Origin of the sequence: Thioclava dalianensis, assembly GCF_000715505.1 — a bacterium.
Lineage (GTDB): Bacteria > Pseudomonadota > Alphaproteobacteria > Rhodobacterales > Rhodobacteraceae > Thioclava > Thioclava dalianensis.
On the sequence record NZ_JHEH01000002.1, the window covers coordinates 189,373 to 211,308 of the forward strand.

General features: G+C 62.5%; 20 protein-coding genes and 2 tRNA genes. 10 read left to right on the plus strand and 12 right to left on the minus strand.

The genetic code is table 11. The annotated features are described in order from the left end of the window. The first annotated feature begins 66 nt into the window (after positions 1 to 66). The gene (locus DL1_RS02600; RefSeq protein ID WP_038062017.1) at positions 67 to 999 is read left to right on the plus strand and encodes a PHP domain-containing protein; all 933 of its coding nucleotides are present in this window, start codon (positions 67 to 69) and stop codon (positions 997 to 999) included. A 92-nt stretch (positions 1,000 to 1,091) separates the two neighbouring features. On the opposite strand, the gene DL1_RS02605 is transcribed toward DL1_RS02600, so the two are convergent. The 9 genes from DL1_RS02605 to DL1_RS02645 all read right to left on the minus strand — a co-directional run bounded on the left by DL1_RS02605 (position 1,092) and on the right by DL1_RS02645 (position 10,820). Next, on the minus strand, positions 1,092 to 1,745 hold the full coding sequence (locus DL1_RS02605) for a TetR/AcrR family transcriptional regulator (protein ID WP_051693257.1): 654 nt from the start codon (positions 1,743 to 1,745) through the stop codon (positions 1,092 to 1,094). 19 nt (positions 1,746 to 1,764) lie between these two features. Then, complete coding sequence (locus tag DL1_RS02610) at positions 1,765 to 3,498, minus strand: aldehyde dehydrogenase family protein (RefSeq protein ID WP_038062020.1); 1,734 nt, start codon at positions 3,496 to 3,498, stop codon at positions 1,765 to 1,767. 1 nt (position 3,499) lies between these two features. Further along, a complete protein-coding gene (locus DL1_RS02615; RefSeq protein WP_051693258.1) occupies positions 3,500 to 4,402 on the minus strand; it encodes an AMP-binding protein in 903 nt (300 codons plus the stop codon). 11 nt (positions 4,403 to 4,413) lie between these two features. Further along, the gene (locus DL1_RS02620) at positions 4,414 to 6,060 is read right to left on the minus strand and encodes a GMC family oxidoreductase (protein ID WP_038062023.1); all 1,647 of its coding nucleotides are present in this window, start codon (positions 6,058 to 6,060) and stop codon (positions 4,414 to 4,416) included. A gap of 612 nt (positions 6,061 to 6,672) precedes the next feature. Then, a tRNA-Arg gene (locus DL1_RS02625) sits at positions 6,673 to 6,749 on the minus strand. A 41-nt stretch (positions 6,750 to 6,790) separates the two neighbouring features. After that, entirely contained in the window at positions 6,791 to 7,249 is a 459-nt protein-coding gene (locus tag DL1_RS02630; protein ID WP_038062025.1) for a GNAT family N-acetyltransferase, read from the minus strand. Positions 7,250 to 7,366: 117 nt separating this feature from the next. Further along, positions 7,367 to 8,290: a catechol 1,2-dioxygenase gene (gene catA, locus DL1_RS02635; RefSeq protein ID WP_038062028.1), complete on the minus strand. Its 924-nt coding sequence runs from the start codon at positions 8,288 to 8,290 to the stop codon at positions 7,367 to 7,369. A 56-nt stretch (positions 8,291 to 8,346) separates the two neighbouring features. Next, positions 8,347 to 9,495, minus strand: a complete 1,149-nt coding sequence (locus DL1_RS02640; RefSeq protein ID WP_038062031.1) for a muconate/chloromuconate family cycloisomerase — start codon at positions 9,493 to 9,495, stop codon at positions 8,347 to 8,349. Positions 9,496 to 9,629: 134 nt separating this feature from the next. Continuing rightward, positions 9,630 to 10,820 (minus strand): BaiN/RdsA family NAD(P)/FAD-dependent oxidoreductase, encoded by a 1,191-nt coding sequence (locus DL1_RS02645; RefSeq protein WP_038062233.1) that lies wholly within the window; start codon positions 10,818 to 10,820, stop codon positions 9,630 to 9,632. A 98-nt stretch (positions 10,821 to 10,918) separates the two neighbouring features. Between DL1_RS02645 and DL1_RS02650 the strand changes: the two genes are divergently transcribed. The 3 genes from DL1_RS02650 (at position 10,919) to DL1_RS21140 (ending at position 13,482) form a co-directional block, all read left to right on the plus strand. Then, positions 10,919 to 10,993 (plus strand) — tRNA-Gln (locus tag DL1_RS02650). Between the two features lie 577 nt (positions 10,994 to 11,570). Further along, complete coding sequence (locus DL1_RS02655) at positions 11,571 to 12,281, plus strand: sugar transferase (protein ID WP_081856230.1); 711 nt, start codon at positions 11,571 to 11,573, stop codon at positions 12,279 to 12,281. A gap of 13 nt (positions 12,282 to 12,294) precedes the next feature. Continuing rightward, complete coding sequence (locus tag DL1_RS21140; protein WP_038062033.1) at positions 12,295 to 13,482, plus strand: polysaccharide biosynthesis/export family protein; 1,188 nt, start codon at positions 12,295 to 12,297, stop codon at positions 13,480 to 13,482. Between the two features lie 8 nt (positions 13,483 to 13,490). Here the strand turns inward: DL1_RS21140 and DL1_RS02665 are convergent, their stop codons facing one another. Next, positions 13,491 to 14,465 carry a glycosyltransferase family 2 protein gene (locus DL1_RS02665; RefSeq protein ID WP_038062036.1) on the minus strand — a complete coding sequence of 325 codons (975 nt, stop codon included), beginning with the start codon at positions 14,463 to 14,465 and terminating at the stop codon, positions 13,491 to 13,493. Continuing rightward, positions 14,462 to 15,520 (minus strand): nucleotidyltransferase family protein, encoded by a 1,059-nt coding sequence (locus tag DL1_RS02670; RefSeq protein WP_143081599.1) that lies wholly within the window; start codon positions 15,518 to 15,520, stop codon positions 14,462 to 14,464. Before DL1_RS02670 ends, DL1_RS02665 begins: the two co-directional genes overlap by 4 nt. Before the next feature lie 406 nt (positions 15,521 to 15,926). Between DL1_RS02670 and DL1_RS21490 the strand changes: the two genes are divergently transcribed. From DL1_RS21490 to DL1_RS02695, 6 genes are all read left to right on the plus strand, one after another. Next, positions 15,927 to 16,067, plus strand: coding sequence for a putative RiPP precursor (locus DL1_RS21490; protein WP_143081600.1), 141 nt, complete (start codon positions 15,927 to 15,929; stop codon positions 16,065 to 16,067). A gap of 67 nt (positions 16,068 to 16,134) precedes the next feature. Continuing rightward, positions 16,135 to 16,416 (plus strand): PqqD family protein, encoded by a 282-nt coding sequence (locus DL1_RS02675; RefSeq protein WP_051693260.1) that lies wholly within the window; start codon positions 16,135 to 16,137, stop codon positions 16,414 to 16,416. After that, positions 16,413 to 16,895 carry a lasso peptide biosynthesis B2 protein gene (locus DL1_RS02680; protein ID WP_051693261.1) on the plus strand — a complete coding sequence of 161 codons (483 nt, stop codon included), beginning with the start codon at positions 16,413 to 16,415 and terminating at the stop codon, positions 16,893 to 16,895. Before DL1_RS02675 ends, DL1_RS02680 begins: the two co-directional genes overlap by 4 nt. Then, complete coding sequence (locus tag DL1_RS02685; protein WP_038062039.1) at positions 16,892 to 18,781, plus strand: asparagine synthase-related protein; 1,890 nt, start codon at positions 16,892 to 16,894, stop codon at positions 18,779 to 18,781. Before DL1_RS02680 ends, DL1_RS02685 begins: the two co-directional genes overlap by 4 nt. 59 nt (positions 18,782 to 18,840) lie before the next feature. After that, positions 18,841 to 19,776 (plus strand): hypothetical protein, encoded by a 936-nt coding sequence (locus DL1_RS02690; RefSeq protein WP_038062042.1) that lies wholly within the window; start codon positions 18,841 to 18,843, stop codon positions 19,774 to 19,776. Beyond that, positions 19,773 to 21,650: an ABC transporter ATP-binding protein gene (locus tag DL1_RS02695; protein WP_051693262.1), complete on the plus strand. Its 1,878-nt coding sequence runs from the start codon at positions 19,773 to 19,775 to the stop codon at positions 21,648 to 21,650. The genes DL1_RS02690 and DL1_RS02695 overlap by 4 nt, the downstream gene beginning before the upstream one ends. Before the next feature lie 3 nt (positions 21,651 to 21,653). Here DL1_RS02695 and DL1_RS02700 read toward each other — a convergent pair whose 3' ends face one another. Beyond that, positions 21,654 to 21,881, minus strand: coding sequence for a hypothetical protein (locus tag DL1_RS02700; RefSeq protein ID WP_038062044.1), 228 nt, complete (start codon positions 21,879 to 21,881; stop codon positions 21,654 to 21,656). Between the last annotated feature and the right edge of the window lie 55 nt (positions 21,882 to 21,936).

The window sequence follows — 21,936 nt, forward strand, 5'->3', positions numbered from 1 at the left end:
GACCGAGGTCAATCTCTGGCGCGCCTGAACCGACCCGCCCGTCTTGCCACATTAGGATCGTTCTTCATGACATTCCCCGCCACCTTGCCCGCCTTCACCGCCCCCGGATCGTTCTGGCGCGGCAATCTGCACACCCATTCGACACTGTCCGATGGCGCGCTGTCGCCCGAAGAGGTCTGCCGCCGCTACAAGGCGGAGGGCTATGACTTCATCGCGCTGACCGATCATTTCGTGGGGCTGTTCGACTATCCGATTGCCGATACTGTGCCGATGCGGGACGCGGGTTTCACCACGCTGCTCGGGGCAGAGCTGCATTCGGGCGCGCAGGAAAATGGCGAGCTGTGGCACATCCTCGCGGTTGGGCTGCCTCGCGATTTTGCGCCTTCCAACACGCCCTTTTTCACCCCCTCCGCCGATCAGGAAACCGGCCCCGAGATCGCGGCGCGCGCCGTGGCCGCCGGAGCCTTCGTCGCGATCGCGCATCCGCAATGGTCGGGGCTGACGCTGGCCGATGCGCGCTCGGTCAGTGCCGCCCATGCCGTTGAGATCTACAACCATGGCTGTGCGACGGGCTCTGACCGTCCCGACGGGTTCTCGATCGCCGATCTGCTTTTGTCCGAAGGACGCGCACTGAGCATGATTGCGACCGATGATGCGCATTTCTCCGAGCCCGATCATTTCGGCGGCTGGGTGATGGTGAAAGCGCCCGAGAACACGCCCGAGGCGCTTCTCGCGGCATTGAAAGCCGGCGCGTTCTACTCCAGCCAAGGCCCAGAGCTGCGCGACATCCGCATCACCGAGCGCTACATCGAAGTGGAATGCAGCGCCTGTGCGAGCGTAATCGTGCAAGGCCCCGGCAATGCCGCCCTGGCCGTACATGGCCAATCCATGACCCGCGCGCAGATCCCGCTGTCGCGCTTTGCCAAGGGGCGCTGGCTGCGCGTGACGGTGATCGACGCGGCGGGCAAGCGGGCCTGGAGCAACCCGGTCATCCGCTGAAGCTCAGGCACGGCGGGCGGGCTGGGATAAGACCCATAGCCCGTTCGCTGCAGTTTCGCCAATGGCCCAATGCCGGATACCTGCGATGCCGGTCACACGTCCGCTCGTCCGGGCGCTGAGCCCTTGGAGGCAGATGTGATGATCGCCAGAATTTCTGAGGCCTGTTGTTCGAACCCGGCCGGGGCTGACGTACTGCCCGACAGGAATTTTTGTAGATGGAACCGGAAGATCGCATCCAGCATGAGATAGGCTGACCCCGGCTCTACATCCGTGTGTCCGGTGCGCGAGAGGAACACCGAGACAAGTCTGACGAGGCCATCTTCGATTTCCTCCACGACATCGTTGAACGCCGCGTCGAACAGTGCCTGCGACCGGATATCATACCACAATCGGTGCGTCTCGGCATCCCGGCGGATCGAGAGAGCCAATCCTTTCACGAGGCGGGCGGCAAGCTGGTCCGGTGCGACATCTCCGGAGAGGATTGACTGCATGTCCGCCATGAAGCCGGTCTTGTAGCGCCGGACGCAGTAGGTAATCAGGTCGACCTTATCTTCGAAATAGTAATGCAGCGTGCCGACGGCGACGCCCGACAGCTCGGCGATGTCGCGCAGGCTGGTGCGGGCATAGCCAAGCTGTTTGAGCGCCGCGATCGCGTTGTCGGCAAGCTCATCCTTTTTGCGGGCACGCTTGGCTGACTTAGCGTCGGCCTTCTCGGCCAGGCGTGCAATCTTGTCGAGTTTGGTCACGTCGCGGTCTTTCCCATGCTCACCCCCTCAAGGCATTGACGAAGATACGCGGAAGTTTCAACCATCCGGGGCTGTGCTGGAACCGGGTCAGAAGCCTGCCGAGAACATGCTGCCGCCTGTTGGTCACGAACCATGGCGGCCGCGGCAACAGCGTCATACTGCCTGTGGCCAGACTGCTTGGAAACGGCTTCCACGGCGCCCGCACGACAACGCGCTGAGGACGGTCGAACATGAAGGTGTTGTGTGCAAAGCCAATACCGCTGCCCACGTCGTCCAGCGTGTGACCGGGGAAAGCCCCCCAAGGGCAGGCGGCCGCCAAGAAGGCCAGACCGGTCCAGGCGTTGATCGCGATGGTGCCATAGCGCAGCTCGGCGATAATCTCCTCGAACCGTTTGTGGCCGACCTGCCGGATCGTGTCGGGATGGATCAGGATATTCGCGCCAAGCGTGCCGTGCAGCGTGTCGTTGGCGTAGCGGATGGCCTCGATCAGGTAGGCTGCGGGATCGGCGACGGCAATCTCATGGATCGACATGGCCGGGGCAAAGACCTCGGTTGAGGTAAACCAGCCCGGCCCGGCCCCCACGGGGGCCACGATGCAGGCGGGGGCAGTGCCGCGGTTGAACCGTTCGGCTTCGGGCGCCTCGCGGGCGAAACGCTCCATCCTGTCGGCAGCGCCGGGGTAATAAGCCTGCCGCGCGTCAACGTCACGCATCACTGCGCGCAACTCGGCCAGCAGAGCATCCTTCTGCGGCCACTCACCGGGCAGGACCAGCATCTGGCACGCCACGCAGTTGAAGCCCGAGTTGTGCAGTTTTTGCGTCGCAAGGTGTTCGGCCTGAAACCGCAGGTCGGCCTTCGACCAGTTGCCGGGGACAACGATCGTCGGGCAGACCGCACCGAGTTCCGACGTGATCGGTTTCGTCAGCTTCGGCGTGCCGGCGGCCTTGTTGTCTGCGCCCTCCTTGCCGGGCCCCCAGACGATAGCGTCGTGAGATGCGGCGGCGCCAGTGATATGGACCTCGTCCACCAGATCATGCGCACACAGATAGCTGCCAATCTCGGCCCCGCCCTTCACGATCCGCAGCGTATCCCGGTCGATCAGCGGTTTGAGCGCGGCTTCGAGATACGGGGTCAGATACTCGTTCACCGGGTTCATCTTGAGGATGACCACCTTGTGCTCCGAGAATGCTTTGGTGAACACGTCGAGCGGCGCGATGGAGGCGATGTTCCCTGCGCCCAACACCAGCGCGACGCCGCCTTCGCGGGCCTCGGGCGGGTCGTCATAGGCGGTGGCAGTATTGGCGGCGAGCGTCTCTTCGGTGACACCGGGCTCCATCCAAACGTCCGCCTCAACGCCAGACAGCAGCAGGCGATCCCAGATGGTATTCGGCACAACGCGCACGGCCAGTTGACCATTCGCGGTCTTGCGGGTCTTCAGGTGGTTGAGAAAGCTCTTCCCCTCCATCCCCGCCAGTGTCTGCATCAGCCCGTTGCAGGCGGACATAACCGCATAGGGACCCGAAATCCATTCCTCGCCTGCCAATGGCGAGCCGGGCGGGATCAGCTTGTGCCGGGCCGCCGATTCGGCCCAGCCGTCAGCGACCTCCAGCAGGCGATCCTTGATCTCCGACAGCACCGCGATGCGCGCGTCCGTCGTTGTGCGCGCCCAGCTGTCCTTGGCCGCGGCAAGCGTTTCGAGGTCGCGGTCGAGCGAGGACAGGTTCGGCGTGATATCTTGCTTGATCTGATTCATATCATGCGTCCTGCATCAGCGCGCCGCCATAGGTTTCGTGCAGCTTGTTCTTCAGCACCTTGCCCGTCGCGCCAAGGGGCAACGCTTCGACAAAAATCACGCGATCCGGCACCTGCCTATGGGCGACCTTGCCATCGTAGAAGACCTCAGTCTCAAGCTCCACCGTCGAGATCCTTTCGCCCCCGGACTTGATGATGTCCTTGGACCTGTCGCAGATTACCATGTAGCCATCGGCATCCAGCGTTGCGACATCACAGGTGCCGAACCAACCGTCGTCGGTCAGTGCACTGCCGTCTTGTCCGAAATAGCTGTCCACGATCCAGTGACCCCGGATCTGCAATTCGCCCGGCGTAGCCACGTCGCGGGGAAGTTCCGCCCTCGCCTCGTCCACAATGCGCAGGTCCATGCCCCAGGGCGGGCGCCCCTGTCCTTCGCGCAGTTTGGCCTGCTCATCCTCATTCAGCCCGGAACGCTTTTCCAACAGCTGGTTCAGCGGGCCAAGCGGCGAGGTTTCCGTCATCCCAGAGGCGTGGATCAACGCCACCCCGTATTGGTCACGGAATGCGCGGATCAAGGATGGCGGCAGCGCCGAACCACCGACCACCGTGCGTTTCATCGAGGTCGGCTTGCCCCCGGTAGCCTTCAATCTGACCAGCAAGCCCATCCAGATCATCGGCACGCCAAACGACAGTGTCTCCCCTTCCGCATCGATCAATCTGGCAGGGCTTTCTCCATCCAGTTGGGGCCCCGGCAGCACCAGCTTGGCCCCGACCTCACGCCATGTCGAGCGGGTCAATGAGCCGTCGGTTTCGACCGAAACGATCTCGGTTCCGGCATGGTATTTTTCGGCATCGGCGATCAGCGACCCGGTCGTCAAGGCTTGCCACATCATCGTTCCGGACATGCTGTCTTCCTTCATTCTGCTGCGATCGCTGCAGGGGTCTTGCCACGGATCATGTCGGCCGCGCGCTCCGCGATCATGATTGTCGGGGCGTTGGTGTTTCCGCCGATCAGCGTCGGCATGATCGAGGCATCGACCACGCGCAGCCCCTCCATCCCGTGCACCTTCAGTTCGGGGTCCACAACGGCCATGTCATCCGTGCCCATCTTGCAGGTGCCGACAGGGTGATAGATCGTGTCGGCGCGCGCGCGGATATGGCCCTCCCAGTCCTTGTCGCTCATGCCGTCGGTCATGCCGAAGAGCTCCTTGTCGCGATAGGGCGTCATGGCCGGGGCCTTCAGGATTTCGCGCGTCATCTTCGCGCCCTTGATCGTCGTCGCAAGATCGCGCGGGTCTGACAGGAACTGCGGATCGATCCCCGGCGCTTTCATCGGGTCGCCGCTTTCCAAGAAGACCTCACCGCGGCTGTAGGGCCGCAGGGCGCAGACGTGGCATGAAAATCCATAGCCCATATGTAATTTACGCGCGTGATCGTCCACGATCGAGATCACGAAATGCAACTGGATGTCGGGTCTGTCCAAGCTGGGATCGGTCTTCAGAAACCCAGCGCCTTCGGCAAAGGGCGTCGCGATCATCGACGCGCCATCCCTGCGCCATTTCAGGATATGCTTGGTCAAGCCGATAGCGCCTGCCAGACCAATGCCGAAATTGTCGGTGTCCTTCGACGTGTAGGCAAGGATGAAATCCAAGTGATCCTGCAAGTTCTTGCCCACGCCGGGCAGGTCATGCACGACCTCGATCCCATGGCGCTGGACCTCTTCGGCAGCGCCGATGCCGGAGAGTTGCAGAAGCTGAGGCGAGTTGAACGTCCCGCCGCACAGGATAACTTCTCTCGTGGCGCTCACATGCGCGTCCTTCCCGCCCTTGCGATAGGCGACACCGGTGGCGCGCTTGCCTTCGGTCAGGACCCGCGTCGCATGTGCCCCGGTGATCACCGTCAGGTTCATGCGCGTGGTCATGATCGGGTGAAGGTAGGCCGCCGCAGCCGAACACCGCTCGCCGTTGCGGGCTTGGTCGTGAAACTGTGTGACTTGGTACAGGCCGACGCCCTCATTGTCTCCGGTGTTGAAATCGGCGGCCCTGCGGTGCTGGCATTCCGTGGCTGCCTGAACGAAGGCACGGCTGATCGGTCGCGGAGCCTTCTGATCCGAGACATGCAGCGGACCGCTGTCACCATGATACGCACCTGCTCCGGCGTCGTTGTTTTCGGATTTCAGGAAATAGGGCAGGCAGTCGTCCCAAGCCCAGCCCTCGCACCCCATGTCGGCCCAGCCGTCATAATCAGACCTGTGCCCCCGGACGTAAAGCATCGCGTTGATCGCGCTCGATCCTCCCAACCCCTTACCGCGCGGCTGGTAGCCTCGGCGTCCGTTCAGCGCCGGCTGAGGTACCGTGTTGTAGGCCCAGTTCGAGACCTTTCCATGCCCCGGCAGCATGGCCACGACCCCTGCGGGGGCGCGGATCAGAATGTGGTCGCCCTTGCCGCCCGCCTCAAGCAGGCACACGGATACTGAAGAGTCCTCGGACAGGCGGGACGCAAGGACCGACCCCGCCGAACCGCCGCCCACGATCACGTACTCGAATGACGTCTTAAGTTGCATATTGTCCTCCCTAAGCGGAGCCTCCGTCTCCACATAAAAAGATGAACACATTCACTGGACAGTCGTCCAATAAATATTTCAAAACAATATAAAATACTGAAATACAAACTTAATTTATCGAAATATGCGCCAAAATCGATTATCGGGAAACCGTTTCAGAGGTTCGGCAGGATTGCCCTTTCGTAGAATCTCGCCCTTGGGCGGCGGGGCAAGCGTTGCGTTTTGCACAAGACCAACAGCAGCGTGCGGAACTTCTTCGGCGCGAACCGATGACCTATCGGACCAACAGCGACGGGCCCGCCCTGCCTTTCAGAGCGCCACCACATCGGCGATCCCGAAGCCTGCCTCGTGTCACCCCGGAACATCTTGCGTTCATCGTCATTGCCAAGGGACAGTCACGCTCACGGGCTGCGTGCCCTGCGGGCCGCAATGTTTCGGGAGAACCGGGCGAGACAGGATCCGCGCATGACGATTCTGGACCAAAGGACGATAGAGGAGGCGGAGCATTCCGATAAATCGGCCGACTTTCCGTCGGTGATGCGCGCGATCAAATATCCAGATCAATGTCCAACTCAAAACAAAGACATTGTATTTATTGAAAAAATTTCAGACTGGCGATCCCGGAAGGACTCGAACCCTCAACATCCTGATTAGAAGTCAGGTGCTCTATCCAGTTGAGCTACGGGACCGCGTTGCTCCTAAATGCTGCAGATTGCGGTAGCGTGCAAGTTCAGATCTCGCGCGTGTAGAAGACGGAATAGGGATCAAGCCGATAGTCCGCGAAGGGCGGACATTCCGCAAAGCCCGCCTTTTCGTAGAGCATGCGAGCGGGGCCAAACGCATCTTGTGTCCCGGTCTCAAGACTCAACCGTACGGCCCCCTCAGCGCGAGCCTCCGCGACGAGATGGTCAAGCAGGCGACGCGCAAGGCCGCGCCCGCGCAGTTCCGAGAGCACATGCATCGATTTGATTTCGGCCAGCTCGGGGGAATGGCGCTTATAGGCGCCCATGCCGATCACGGCGCCGTCCTCGCGCATCACGAAAAACGAGATGCCGGGGGCTGCGAGTGCGTCTGCAGGCAGCATGTGGATTGACTCAGGGGGCGACTCGGCATGCATGGCGGCCCGGTGGCGGGCGTGCAGCTCGGTGAGTTCGGGGCTCAGCGGGGTTTCGCGGGCAATCGTGATCATCGTCGGCAGCTATCCTTGCAAGTCGCTGAGATCTGCCCGCACCGCCGCGCTGATGTCAAGCGCGCCCGACCTGATCGAGCGGGCGCGTCTGTTTTCAAGGTTTGCTCTAAGGCGCGCTTAGCTCAGCGCCTCGACGCGCGCACGGCTCGATTCGTGCTCTTCATCATGATCGGCGGCCTTCACCATCGTGAAGTCGAACTCGATCTCGGCATAGGGGCCAGAGACGCCCTCGACACCGCTTTTGGTGGCGTCCTCGTGATGCGTCACTTCCGGGATCAGATCGTCTTTCGTGGCATAGGCGAAATCGTCATGCAGGTAGGGGTCACCGTCGATATTGATCTGGGTCGTCAGGTGGCGCTGCCCATGTGCAGAGACGAAGAAGTGGATATGGGCCGGGCGTTTGCCGTGGCGCCCGAGGGCTGCAAGATAGGTCTCGATATTCGAGCCGGGCGGGCAGCCATAGCCCGAGGGAAGGATCGAGCGGAACTTGTAGCGCCCCTCGGCATCCGTTTCGATCCGGCGGCGCAGGTTATAGTCGCTCTGCGTCTGGTCGAAATACGAATAGTTGCCCATCGTATTGGCGTGCCAGACATCGACGATCGCCCCCGCCAGCGGTTTGCCATCGGCATCGCGGACCTGACCGTGCATGATCAACAGCTCGCCCTCGTCGGATCCGTCATCGAGCCGGGCAAAGCCTTTTTCGAGCGGCGCGCCGGGCACGTAGAGCGGCCCTTCGATGGTGCGCGGCGTGACGTTTTCGATCCCGGCTTCGCGGTCCTTGATGTCGTTGCGAATATCGAGCATCGCCTCGATCCCGACACCTGCGGCCCAAAGACCATATTCCGGAGCGGCAGCCGCCATGTAGTTGAGCGCGAACCAGAACTCGTCGTCGCTCACGTCGAACTCGTCCATGGTTTCGAAAATCGCCTCGATCAGCTTACGGCTGATCTGCTTGAGGCGCGGATTGCCGCCCGCCTGATCGAGCCCTGCGATCTTGTCGAGAAACTTCTGCATCTCGGCGCTTTGTGTCAGTTCAGTCATGGTCTCCTCCTTCGGTCTGGTCAAATCATCGGGGCATGCGCGCATCCCGCGCGGCCCTATACTGCGTGAATCCGTCGGGCAGTGCTTCCGTCACGGCGAAACCGGTCGATCTTCTCGGCGTCGAGCGCGATCCCGAGACCGGGGCCGTTGGGGACGCCAAGCGAGAAATCTGAATAGTCGAGCGGTGTCTCGAGGATTTCCTCGGTCAGCAAGAGCGGGCCGAACAATTCCGTGCCCCAGGCCAGATCGGACAGGGTCGCGCAGAGATGCGCTGAGGCCACGGTGCCAACCCCGCCTTCGAGCATCGTGCCGCCATAGAGCTCGATCCCTGCGGCCTTGGCAATCGCACAGAGTTCCTGTGCCGCGAGCAACCCGCCCGCCTGCGCGATCTTGATGGCAAACACCCGCGCCGAGGATTGCATCGCAAGGGCGAACCCGTCTTCGGGGCCCTGAAGCGACTCGTCGGCCATGATCGGCAGGCTGTGCCGGGCCGAGAGCCGTTTCATGGCAGCATGGGCATGGCCGCGCACGGGTTGCTCGACCAGATCGCATCCGGCCTCGAGAAGCCCGGCCATACCGCGATCCGCGTCGGTTTCGCTCCAGCCCTGATTGACGTCGACGCGCAGGCTGACTTCATTTCCAAGCGCAGCCTTGATCGCCGCGACATGGGCCACGTCTTCATCGACGCTGCGTTTGCCGATCTTGAGCTTGAATATGTTGTGCCGGCGCGCGTCGAGCATCGCTTCGGCCTCAGCGATATCGGTTGCCGTCTTGCCTGAGGCCAGCGTCCAAGCCACCGGCAGGCGCTCGCGCAGGCGTCCGCCGCCCAGCAGTTCCGAGACAGACACGCCCAGCCGCTTGCCCTTGGCATCGAGCAGAGCCGTCTCAAGCGCGCATTTGGCGAAGTGATTGCCCACAACGCGCTTGCTGATCGCGGCCATCGTGGCCCCCACCTGCGCCAGATCGCAACCCTCCAGAATCGGCCGCATATAAGTATCGAGTGTGAGCTTGATGCTTTCGGGGCTTTCGGGGCCGTAGCTCAGCCCGCCAATCGTCGAGGCCTCGCCGATGCCCTCGACCCCATCCGATGCGCGCAGCCGCACGATGACGATGGATTGCGCGCGCATCGTGGCGACCGACAGCACATGCGGCCGGATTGTGGGCACATCGACAATAAATGTCTCGAACGTCGCCAGCTTGATCACGCGTGCCTCCCTCCAGCATTGCTGCCAGAGTATGTCGCACCGCGGCGGCGTTATGCCATGCCGCGCCCGGTCTGATGTCATACCTCAAAGGTATCACGTAGTCGCATTCAATGCCGCGTGAGGCATGGGATGCGTCAGGCTGCCTGCCCAGCGGCCCAGCCCGACGCCCACGCCCATTGGAAGTTATACCCGCCGAGCCAGCCCGTCACATCGACGACTTCGCCGATGAAGTAGAGCCCCGGATGCGCCCGCGCCTGCAGGGACTTGGCGTCGAGATCGGTTGTGTCGACACCGCCCAGCGTGACCTCGGCGGTACGATAGCCCTCGGAGCCTACCGGTTTGAGCTGCCAGCGATGGGCACGCTCTGCCAGAGCCGCAAGCGCCTTGTTTGACTGATCCGCCAGCCGCCCTGTCAAACCCGCCTGCGCCACAAGATACTGCGCAAGCTTGTCGGGCATCGCACGCGAAAGCGCGTTATGCACCGCCTGCCGCCCCGTCTCACCGCGCAGGTTGGCAAGCTCAGCGGCAATGTCGCGCCCGGGAAACAGGTCCACCTCAATCGCATCGCCCTCGCGCCAATAGCTCGAGATTTGCAGGATCGCCGGCCCCGACACGCCGCGATGAGTGAACAGCAACGCCTCGTCAAAGCTGGTCTTGCCGCGGCGCACCTTTACATCGAGCGCGATCCCCGCCAACGCCGCCGATTGTGCCAGCTCTTGCTCGGCGAAGGTCAGCGGCACCAGCGCAGGTCGGGTCTCGACCAGCTTCAGCCCGAAATCGCGCGCGATCTGGTAGCCAATGCCGCTGGCCCCCATTTTCGGGATCGACTTGCCGCCCGTCGCCACGATGACTGACTGCGCGAGGATCGGTCCTTGAGAGGTCTCAACCCTAAAGGACTCGCCCGCGCGCGCGAGCGAGTGCACCGAAACCTCAAGCCGCAGGTCGCCCCCAGCCGCGCGCAGATCGCGCACCAGCATGTCGACCACCTGCGTCGCCTTGCCGTCGCAAAACAACTGACCGAGATGTTTCTCGTGCCATGCGATCCCCGCGGCATCCATCCGGGCAATGAAATCCTCAGGCGTGTAGCGCGACAGCGCCGAGAGCGCGAAACGCGGATTGCGCGACAGGAATCGCTGCATCGCATTCTGCCGCGTCAGCAGGCGATTGGTGAAATTGCACCGCCCGCCCCCGGAGATTCGGATTTTTTCACCGGGGCTGCGCGCATGATCAATCACGATCACCCGACGACCGCGCCGTCCGGCCTCGATCCCGGCCATCAGCCCTGCGGCCCCAGCGCCCAATATGACTACATCGGTCGTTTCCATCTTTGCCCCTTGCCCGAGCACGCGATCGCACGCAATCGAAATTTGTCGGATTTTCCTCTTGCAGCGCCGCGGCTCCTTGGCTAGAAACCGCGCCAAGTTGGGATGTAGCCAAGTGGTAAGGCAACTGTTTTTGGTACAGTGTACCGTAGGTTCGAATCCTACCATCCCAGCCAAACTTTCCCTTTTCCGAGATAGTTATTTGCCAGCGCCCTGAGGGCTTGGCAGACAAGCGTCTTTTCGCGCATGCAGCATCTGGGTGCCTTAGCCGAGAAATACCGCAGGTGCCGCTCATGAGCATAGGACCGCCAAGGCTCGTGAACCCCGCACCTTGCGCGCGATCGCATCCACCTCGATCCGTCGCTTCATCGTTCCAGGTCGCGCAACTACCTCATAGGACGACATAGTTTCGCCGCCCCCCTAAGGAAGACTGAACGAACGCGGTGCTCACGTGATTCTCATCGTCACGCGAGGAGTGTGATGTAGGCCTCTCACTCGGATCGTTGATCCTGTGCCGAAAAATTAACCATTTGAGCTACCGCAGCGTCAAGAAGAGCGGCGGGTTTCCTCAGCTCGGCGTGTTTTCGCCCAGATTCCGTCACAATCCATTTGAAATTTCTGCAAGTGCGAATAGCCTCTGGTACAAGATGATAACTCTGGGTTAACGGAGTATACCGAGGCAGTAGAAATCCAGGCTAGCGATCTCACGCGGGTTGTGCGGGGAAAATACGGTTAGTTTTAGGGAGCCGAAGAATGTCATTCGATCTTTTCCGGATATTCGAATCCGGAGGAACTTCTCTTGTCGAGGTTCCCTACACTGTCAAAAAACCGAAACAGTATTTTTACACACCCGTTGGCGGTGGCACGAAACGCTGTATAGATCTGGTTTTGATCGCGCTTTTTATTCCGCTTTTTCTGCCCCTGTTGGCGGGATTATGCCTATTGGTGAAATTAAGCGATAAAGGGCCGATTTTTTATGGCCATAAACGGATCGGATTTAATGGCCGAGAATTCCGTTGCTGGAAATTCCGCACGATGGTGGTCGATGGCGACGCGGTTTTGGAGCGCCATTTGAAAGCCAATCCCCAAGCGCGCGCCATGTGGCTGCGTGAGCGCAAGCTGGACGATGATCCGCGCGTCACCGCGCTGGGGGTCGTGCTGCGGAAACTCAGCCTCGACGAGCTGCCGCAACTCTATAATGTACTGAGCGGCGAGATGAGCATTGTCGGTCCGCGCCCGGTCGTTCACGCCGAGCTGGCCAATTACTCGGGCTCCGTGAAGCACTATCTTCGCACCCGTCCCGGCGTGACCGGGTTGTGGCAGGTCTCGGGACGTTCGGACATGTCCTATCGTGATCGCGTCAAGCTGGACCGCTTCTATGCTTCGCGCTGGTCCAATATCCTCGATTTGTGGGTTCTCGCGCGCACTGTGCCTGCGGTCCTCATGAGCCGCGGCGCGCGCTGAACAACAGGATCTCATGAAACATCTTTGTCTTGCCCTCCTCGCCTCCGTGCTGTTCGCAGGCTCGGCGCTCTCTGCCACGATTGCCCCCGAGGACCAGCTGACGATCTCAATCGTCGATTGGGATTCAACCACCGGGCGCGTGCAGCCTTGGCAATCCATGCCCACCGCGTTCAGCGTCGACACTGATGGTGAGATATCCGTTCCATTTCTGGGCCTTATGCCCGTGGCCGGCATGTCCCCGGATGCACTCGGGCAGACCATCGCGACGGGATTGTTGCGGCAACTGGCCCTCGCAACTCCGCCCTCTGTGACCGTGACGATCTCCCAGCGCCCGCCCGTTCTCGTGACAGGCCTTGTGCGTGACAGTGGCCCGCAGGTCTATCAAGACGGGCTCACGGCGCGCATGGCGATGGCGATGGCGGGCGGCGTGCCGCTCTCGGGCCTGTCCGCCTCAGATCCGATGCGCACTCAGGCACAGGCGGTGGCCGATCTCAAAGGTTTGCGCCAAAGCGAAGACGAACTGGCGATGCGCGTCGCTCGCCTTCAGGCCGAGCGCACGGGCGCAGAGACAATCGAATTCCCGCCGCTACTGCTGAGCGGCGCACATGGCACGATGCTTCAGACGCAGGAGACGAACCTGCTGCAACTCCATCAGGAGCAAACCAAGCGGTCGCTGACGCTGATCGCGGGGCGCATCAACAATCTCAACAGCGAGATCGACTCGCTGAACAAGAAATCCGAAGTGCTCGAAGAGCAACGTACGCTGGCCCAGAAGCAGCAAGACGCGATGACCCAGCTTGCGGATCGCGGCCTTGCCGTCAATTCCCGACAGTTTGATGCGCAGCGTGCCCTGTCGCTGATCGAGACCCAGAGCTTGGACGTTCAGACCTCTATTTTGCGGGCAAAACAAGATCTTGCGAAAGCCGAGGCTGACCGGCTGGAAGCCGTTGAAGGGCGCTCGGCGGACCTTTTGGGGCAGTTGCAGACGGCGCAGGCCAAACTCGCCGACACCCAGACCAAACGCGTATTGCAAGAGCAGCTCGTGGCGATGCTTGGTGCCGCGCAGGATCCCGATGCCTATGTGCATGTCACACTGCGTCGGCGTGGCGAGGCCAAGCCAATCGAGGCGGATCTCGACACCGTTCTCAAACCCGGTGACATCCTCACGATCGGCCTCGACCCGAAACAGGTCGCGGGCTGATTGGGCCCCTAACCGACCGGCAGCAGGTAGCGCCGCTCCACCACTTTGGGCTTGATCACAACGCGGATCTTGTCGCGCAAAACGCCCCGCGCGATGGGCATGAAATTCTGCGGCGGGGCGAGCGCGAACTGGATCGCCGCCCCAAAGCCATCCGCCCTCTTACGCTCTAGAAACGCGCTCAGCAGATAGCGATTGCGCAGGCTGCGGGCATGGGTCTCAAGGGCGCTGCGTGCCTGCGGCTCAAGGCCCGGAAGCGCAAGATGCGCCCGGGCAGCCGCCAAAAACCCTCCGAGATCATGGGTGCGATGTTGACCGCTGAGGCTATTGGCGCGCACCCGGGCGGCATATCCGACCCGCGCGCTGACCTTGAACCGCGCGCCCGCCGCAAGCATGCGGACATATAGGTCAAAATCCTCGCCCAATCGCAGCGCGGGATCGTATCCAAGCGCGTATTTTTCGATGAATGTCCGAGAAATCAAAGGCTTGAGAAAGCCCAACTCGCCGCGAGACACGCCCCGCCTTGGCAGGTTTCCGATCGCGAATTCCGCCAGACCCAGACCTGAAAGCGGCCCGTCCGAGGCGCTTGGCAGCTCATCGGGGGCGATCAGATCCGCGCGGCTCTCCGGCACAAAGACGATATTGTCGGCGATCATGTCCCAATCCGACTGCGCCAACAGCGCCGCGAAGCGCCCCGGCAGCAGGTAGTCATCCGCATCGAGGATCGCGAGGATCGGCGCGCGCGAGGCGGCGATTGCGAGATTGCGCGCGGCGGCGGGGCCGATATTGCTGTTCTGGCGCAGCACCGTGAGGCGCGCATCGCCCCCCGCCGCCGCGCGGGCGCATTCGCTCGTGTCATCGGTTGAAGCATCATCGACGACGAGCAGCTCGGCAAGCTCGGGCTGCGCAAGGGCCGAACGCACCGAATCGCCAATCGTGGCCGCCGCATTATGCGCCGGGATGATCACACAGACAGTCGCGCTCATGGCTTGCTCTCCTGTTGTCTCAACGCGCCGGCATTCCACGAGCTGATCGCCTTATGTGACAGCTCGGACAGCCCGGCTCGCAGGCTTTCGCGGAGGAACCGGGGCAATCCGGGACCACACAGCGCCTTGAGGAAATGCCGACGGCGCGGCCAGCACAAGCCCTCGATCCAAGGGGTGCAGAGCATACGGCGCAAATCCGCCTCTGAAACCTCAGGAAAAATCGCCTGTGACAGCGCGGGCGTGCGCGGCAGCTCAGGGAAAACACTGTGCACGGCCCGCATCGCCAGCGCCAAGGTGCCCGCCATCCCGTTCTGCGCCGCGTGACCCGCAAGGGCAGTGTGATCGGCAGGCGTCAGGCTGTGCAACGCGGCGCGCATATCGGTGACATTGCCAAGCGCGGGCTCACGCGCCAGCATTGCCTTGCTGATCGAGATCGCGGCCAGCAAACACCGATCCAGCGGTGAGGGCACCTGAAAAGTCATCTCCTCGAACACAAGCTCGGAGCGCCGCTGCAAGAATCCCTCAAGATTATAGGGTCTTGGCAGGCCCGCCTGCTGAAGCCCGTGATGCAGATCGACGACGATGCCGCTCTCCGGGTCGCGCAGATGGATCTCGCTGAGAAACCGCGTCCACCACAGCGACATCGCGCGTTCGGTCTCGTCATATCCCAGCTCGCGCAACAGCTCTGCGGCCTGTTTGCGATGGGCCGGGTGCACGAGGATATCGATATCGCCCGAGGGCTTCTGAAGATAGCTGCCATAAAGCGCTATCTGCTGGAGCGGCCCTTTGAAATGAACATGCGGGATCTCTGCGCGGGCCAGACAGCGTGACACGGCCGCACCGCTCACGATCCCACGGCGATTGAGCGCCAAGATCCGCAGGCGCACCTGATCGACTTTCGGCGCGAGCCCCGCACAGCCCGGCGGCAACGCCTCAGCGCGTGCGGGCAGAAAGGCCAGCATCTTGTTGAGCCGCGCGACATCGAAGAGGCGCTGCGGGTCAAGCCCCGGATGCGTCTTTCCCGCATCAACGCCGCCAAAAACCTGGGACGCCAAGGCCGTCAGATACCGAACCTCAGTCTCACACTCATAGGCGCGCACGTTTTTGAATTGTTCGGGCGTGTAAGGCAATTGTTCGCTCCCACGAAGCTGGTCGTCTCAGGTCACCATAAATCGATGAAATTTGATTCGGAATAAGCGATTCGTTTTGCCCCTGTATGTGAATTATTTAAGTCATATTTTTTTCAAATGTGCCCGTTTTTTAAACAGGTATTTTTTTGAATCTCCCAATGGTGCGAAAATAAAAACAATCTCGTTACCAATGCAATTTAGGGTTGTAAAATCGGGTAAGGTATTCCTGAGAATCTTTTGGTCACGTTGACAGATCTCCCCCAGTCTCGGAAGCATTTATCTTGGCAAAAGCCAACGACTTGAATCTTAAATCCTGAAGGGGGAATTTCAGATGCAAAAGAAAACCTACTCCACCCCGATGCTGCAGAAGCACGGTAAGCTTGAAGCCCGTACCCATGGCGCTTCGACCGGTTCGTCGCTGGACGCGGCTTTCCCGTCCGGGACCGACTTCGGCGATCTCACCTTCTCGTAAGGTCTGAGAAATGACTGTTCGAGGCGGCCTCTGCCGCCTCGGGCAGATGCCATGGGGAAATTCTAAAATGCTCGATCAAGATATTCAGGGCTACCGGCCCGCGAAGGACTGTGTCGTGTGTTCCTACGGCGATGGACTTGCCGTGCTCGACATGCGCTCGAATCAATATTTCAGCCTTGATGCCGTAGGCGCTGTCGTCTGGGAGGTCATCGCGCGCGCGGGCAATCGCGACGAGATGATCACGGCTGTGACAGAGGCGTATGATGTCACGCCCGAAGTGTGTGCCGCCGATATCGCTGCCTTGCTCTCAGAGCTACACGCCCAGAATCTGATTGAGCCGGTCCAGTGATTTTCGACCTCGCGCGCGGACGAACCGTTGCGCATAAGCTGCAACTGGGACTGGTCGCGCTTGCAACGGTCCTGCGCGTACGTATCGCGCTGAGCCTGAACCGCGCCGATATCTGGCGGGCCCGCAATGCGGCACTCTGTGCGCAGGTCCCGTCCGGCGCGCCGCAAAACTGCGATCACCATCTGCGCGAAATTGCATGGTCGGTTGGTGCCGCCGCGCGCCTCGTGCCGGTGGCAAGCTGTCTGACGCAGGCGCTTGCCGGGCAATATTTGCTCGCGCAGCGCGGCGTTGCCAGTGACCTGCGGCTCTCGCTGCCCGCCGGGCAAGGCGATGCGTTTCGCCCCCATGCCTGGCTGCTGCATGAGGGACAGATCGTGCTCGGAGGCTCTGCCGAGATGTTGCGCACCCACCAATTCTTCGTGCCCCCGGACCGCAGCCGCCCGGCAGAGGGCCGCACCCTGAGGGCCGTTTCGAAATGAGCGGCTTTGCGATCTGCCAGATGCTGTCAGGCAATCCCGCGCAGCTTCCAAGCCTGTTGCAGGCGGTCACCGCCGCGATGGCAGATCGCGGCCCCGATGGCATCGCAAAGAAGACCGACGGCAAGGTTGCGATGAGCCACCTCTATCTCGACAGTGCCGGGCAAGGGCCCTCCGGTCTGGGCCCGTGGCAGGCCGAGGATCACGGCACGCTGCTGACGGGCGATCTTGCAATCATCAACGGACGGGAGCTCGCGCAGGAAGCGGGCGCGGCCTATCGCGGGGATGCGGAGGCGATCTTGCAGGCCTATGCCCGCTGGGGCCTCGACGCCATCGCGCGGATCGAGGGCGAGTTTGCCTTCGGTCTGTGGGATCCGCGCAGCGCACGGCTGATCGTTGTGCGCGACCGGTTCGGTGTGAAACCCGTGGCGTATCGGGTCGATCCTGATCTGATCTGCGTGGCCAGCGCGCCCTACCCGCTCGCGCAGCTCGGATCTCAGCCCGCCCGCCCTGACGCCGCTTGGATCGCGGAATACCTGACCGACCGAACCTTCGACACGCAGCGGACCGCTTATGCGGATGTGCAGCGCCTGCCACCCGGCCATATGATGATCGTCGAGCGCGGGAGCGTTCTGATGCGGCAATGGTGGCAGCTTGAGGCCAGCGAGCTGTCCGCGCGCGATGCCCCCGAGGCTCTGGCCGAGGCGCTGCGCCGTGCCGTTACCCGCAGAATGCGGGGCCGCACCGCCTGCCTGCTGAGCGGCGGGCTGGATTCCGGCTCGATCACGCGGCTGGCGGCAGATCACGCGGCGCGCCCAGTCCCGGCCTATTCGCTGCGCTTTCCGGGGATGCCGGAGATGGATGAGGGGGTCTATATCGACGCGCTGCGGGAGACGGGCAATATCGAGGGGATCGACCTGCCCGCGCTGATCGGCGGCGCGTTCGATGACCCCGACACGCTTCTCGACGAGCATCATCAGCCTGTTCTGGGCCTTGGCCATGTCACCACGCGCCAATTGCACCGCAGGCTGGCTCAGGATGGGATGCGCACGGTGCTCGACGGGCATGGCGGCGACGAGGTGATCGGCATGGGCACATGGCATCTCGATACGCTGGCGCGCAACGGGAACTGGGCGGCGCTTTATCTCGCCTGCCGCGCCCATGCCCGCTTTAGCGGCGATCCGCGCGGCCCCCGTGGGCTGATGCTGGAATTGCTCGGCCATCACGCCCCCCGCCCCTTGCGCGGCGCGTTGCGGCGTCTGGGACGCGCCGAGCGGCCCGACACGCTGAGCTGGCGCGCGCTGGTCGATCCCGATCTGGCCGAGCGCAGCGCTATTGTTGCGAATATCCAAACCTCCCTGCGCGACACCCACGCCCATCTGCCAGAGCATCAACGCTTTCACGCGGCGCTGCTTTCCAATGCGGGCACGGCGGATGCGTTCGAGTTCTTCGACCGCGCGGCCTCTGCGCAGGGGATCGAGCTGCGCTTCCCGTTCTATGACCGCGAGGTCGTAGCCATCGCTTTGGGTCAGCCGGACGCGGCGAAGATCGCGCAAGGCCGCACCCGGGCGCCCTTGCGCGCGGCGATGCAGGGCATTTTGCCCGATCGCGTGCGGCTGCGCCCGGACAAGACCGACTTCACCCCCAATCTGATGCGCGGTCTGCGCGCGGATCCGCACGGCCATCTGAGCCGCTACCAAGGCGCAATGCCTGAGGTTCTTGAGGGCTATGTCGCCCCCGATGCGCTCAGCGCGCTGGCCGCGCGACTGACGCAAGATCCATCCGATACGACCGCGATGCGCAGGCTGTGGCGCGTGTTCTGGCTTGAGCAATGGCTCATGCGCCTGAGCGCAACTCGACAAACACTGGCATATGAGGGACGGGCATGAGTAATTTTGGTCAGGTAGCTGCGCAATTGGAACGGCACGCAGGGACCGCTCGAGGCCCCATGCATCGCTACCAAAGCTACGGGCTTTTGTTCCTGTCCGATATCGAACTGCCCGAGCTTTCGCCCGCCGGTCCCGACGCGCTGCCCGAGGACGGCTCGGTGCGCATTCACCGCCGCGCGATTGAGCTGCCCGCAGGGGTGCGCGATCTGCCGACATGGACGGCCTTTGGCCCTGAAGGCGTGCGGTTCTGGTGGCAGACCGTGGGCGCATTCGAGGTCTGCGATGGCGGGCGCACGATCCTGGTCGATCCGGCCCCCGATGTGAGCGACGATTTGATCGCCTTTCCGTTGCTTGGCCCGGTGCTCTCAGAATGCCTGCGCCGCTGCGGCTATTTCGTGCTCCATGCCAGCGCTGTCGATCTTGACGGTCAGGGCATCGTGCTGATGGCCGACAAGGGCACGGGAAAGTCCTCCAGCAGTGCCGCATTGCTGCGGGCGGGCGCGCGCCTGCTGGCCGATGATCTGGTCGCCATCGATCCTGCGACGGGGTTGATCTGGCCGGGCTTCGGGCAGGTCAAGCTGGCCCAGGAAAACCTCTCGCATCAATTGCCCGGTCAGGACTGGCAGGCCCGTCCGCAGGTCCATGAACAGATCGACAAGGTGCGCGTGATGGTGCCCGAATTGCTTGCGCGCGCACCGATCCCCGCAGCCCGGCTCTGCCTGCTCTCGCGCGGACGCGGCGAGATCCCGGAGCTAAGCCCGCTTGCCCTGCAGGATCGGATCTCCGCCGTTCTCGATTTCTCCTACGCGGTCCGCTTCGGCAAGGACGGGATGACCGGGGATCTGGCCGCACGCCACTTTCAGGGTGCCGTCATGCTGGCCCGCAGCGTCCCTCTGCGCCGGCTCGAGCTGCCCTGCGGCATCGACCGGCTCGACACGCTTGCACCTGCCTTGCGGCGCGATCTGGACACCCAATCGGAAGATCGCAGCGAATGACACGCGCCCCCGCCCCGCCTCAACCCGAACCGCTTGCCCCGGGCGAGGCGCTTAGAAACGCGCTCAGCCTGATCCGCGAGCTGCGTGCCACTGGGGCGGGGCGGTTCTGGATCGCGCTGGTTTTGCTGGTTCTGGGCAGCCTGACCGAAGGGCTCTCGGTGCTGCTTCTGCTGCCGGTCCTGCATCTTTTATCGCAATCCGATGGCGGGCTGGGTCGGATCGAGCTGGGGCAGCACCATATTGGCGCGCTCAACCTGCCGGACTGGAGCATCGGGCTACCGACCTTACTGCTGATCTTCGTCGGGCTTGCGGTGTTTCAGATGCTCTTCAATCGCGGCAAGAGCGTCTATCTCAGCGATGTGCTACTGGATTTCACCAATCGTCAGCGGCTGTCGCTGTTCCGCGCGCTCTCCAAGGCGCGCTGGGACCGGGTCAGCCGGATGAGCGGGGCCGAGCTGGAGCATGCGCTCACCGGCGAGATCGAGCGGATCTACATGTGCGCCTTCTACGTGCTCTCGATCCTGCAGGCGATGATCGGTCTTGCGATCTACCTCGCGGTCTGCCTTGCGATTTCGTGGCCGATGACGCTTATCACGCTGGGCTTCGGGACGGTGGCGCTGCTGGTGATGCGCCCCTTTCGGCGCCGGGCCGCGCGTTTCGGCCATCGGCTGCAAAGCCGCCGGATGGAGCAATTCCGCACCGTCGCGGATTTCTTGGGTGGCCTGAAAAGCGCACGCGCCTCGAACCGGGAGGCGCGCCACCTCGATGCTTTCGCAGCCTCGCTCGATCAGACCAAACACGACACCCGCGAGTTCACACGCTCCAACGCGACCGGATCGGGCCTGTTTCAGCTGTCTCTGACGACCGGGGCCGCCGCTTTCATCTTTCTCGCGATCACCTGGGCTGGGCTGGATCTGACGCGTATCGTGGCCCTTTTGCTTGTCGCGATGCGCATCGCGCCGCGCTTTTTGGGCCTTCAGGGACAGGCCCAGCAATTGCTGGTCTCGCTGCCCGCATGGCGCCACGTTCGCACGCTGTCGCGCAAATTGACCGCAGCGCAGGACGACTCTGCAGGCGAGGCCACACATGTGCCGCCGCTGGCGCGCTCGATCCAGCTTCAAGACGTGTCTTACAGCTACGAGGATAGCGCGCGCGCCGCACTGGACGGGCTGTCGCTCACCATCCGCGCAGGCGAAGTCACGGCCCTGATCGGCGCCTCCGGTTCGGGGAAAAGCACGGTGGCGGATCTGTTGATGGGGCTGATCCGCGCGCAATCCGGCACACTGAGCGTCGACGGCACCGTGCTGGACGCCAAAGCCCTGCGCGGCTGGCGCGAACAGACCGCCTATGTCGCGCAGGAGAGCTTCTTGATCCACGGCTCTGTGCGCGCCAATCTCGAAGGCGGCGCACATGGGCAGCTCGCAGATACAGAGATCTGGCACGCGCTTGAGATGGCCAATGCTGATGCTTTCGTTCGGGAACTGCCCGAGGGGCTTGAAACGCGGATCGGCGATCGCGGCGTTTTGCTATCAGGCGGTCAGCGGCAGCGGATTGCGCTGGCGGCGGCCTTCCTGCGCAAACCGGCCTTTCTGGTGCTCGATGAGGCCACCAGCGCGCTGGACTGGCAGGCGCAGGACTGTATCGCGCATTCGGTCAAACGGATCGCGCGAAGCGGCACCACCGTGGTCACCATCGCGCATCGCCCCTCGATGGTGCGCTTTGCAGATCACATCTATGCTTTGAAGGACGGCCGCGTAGTCGAGGACGGCCGCGGGCCGGAGCTGATGGCGCGCCCGGACGGCACGTTCCGCCTGATGCTGCAGCATGAAGGCTATGAGAATGTGGTTCCGCTCAAAACCGGCGAGAGCCACTGAGGCTTAATGGGCCTCGTCATGCCGGGTCTTGATGACACTGCCCGAGCTCACCTTGCGCCGCACCGGATCGACCTCCTCGCGGGAGCGCTGTTCGCCCCGAGCCATCACGGCAATCCATCCAAGATAGAGGAATTGCGCCAGAACGAGCGCCGCGAGGGCCAATGTAACGATGGTCCAAAAGCCGAACCCTGCCAGCGCGCAGACCACGCAAAGCACAGCGATAAACGCCAAAAGGCCTCTGATGAAGGATGAAAAATTCACAAATTCCCCCCCGGCAAACGCAGAC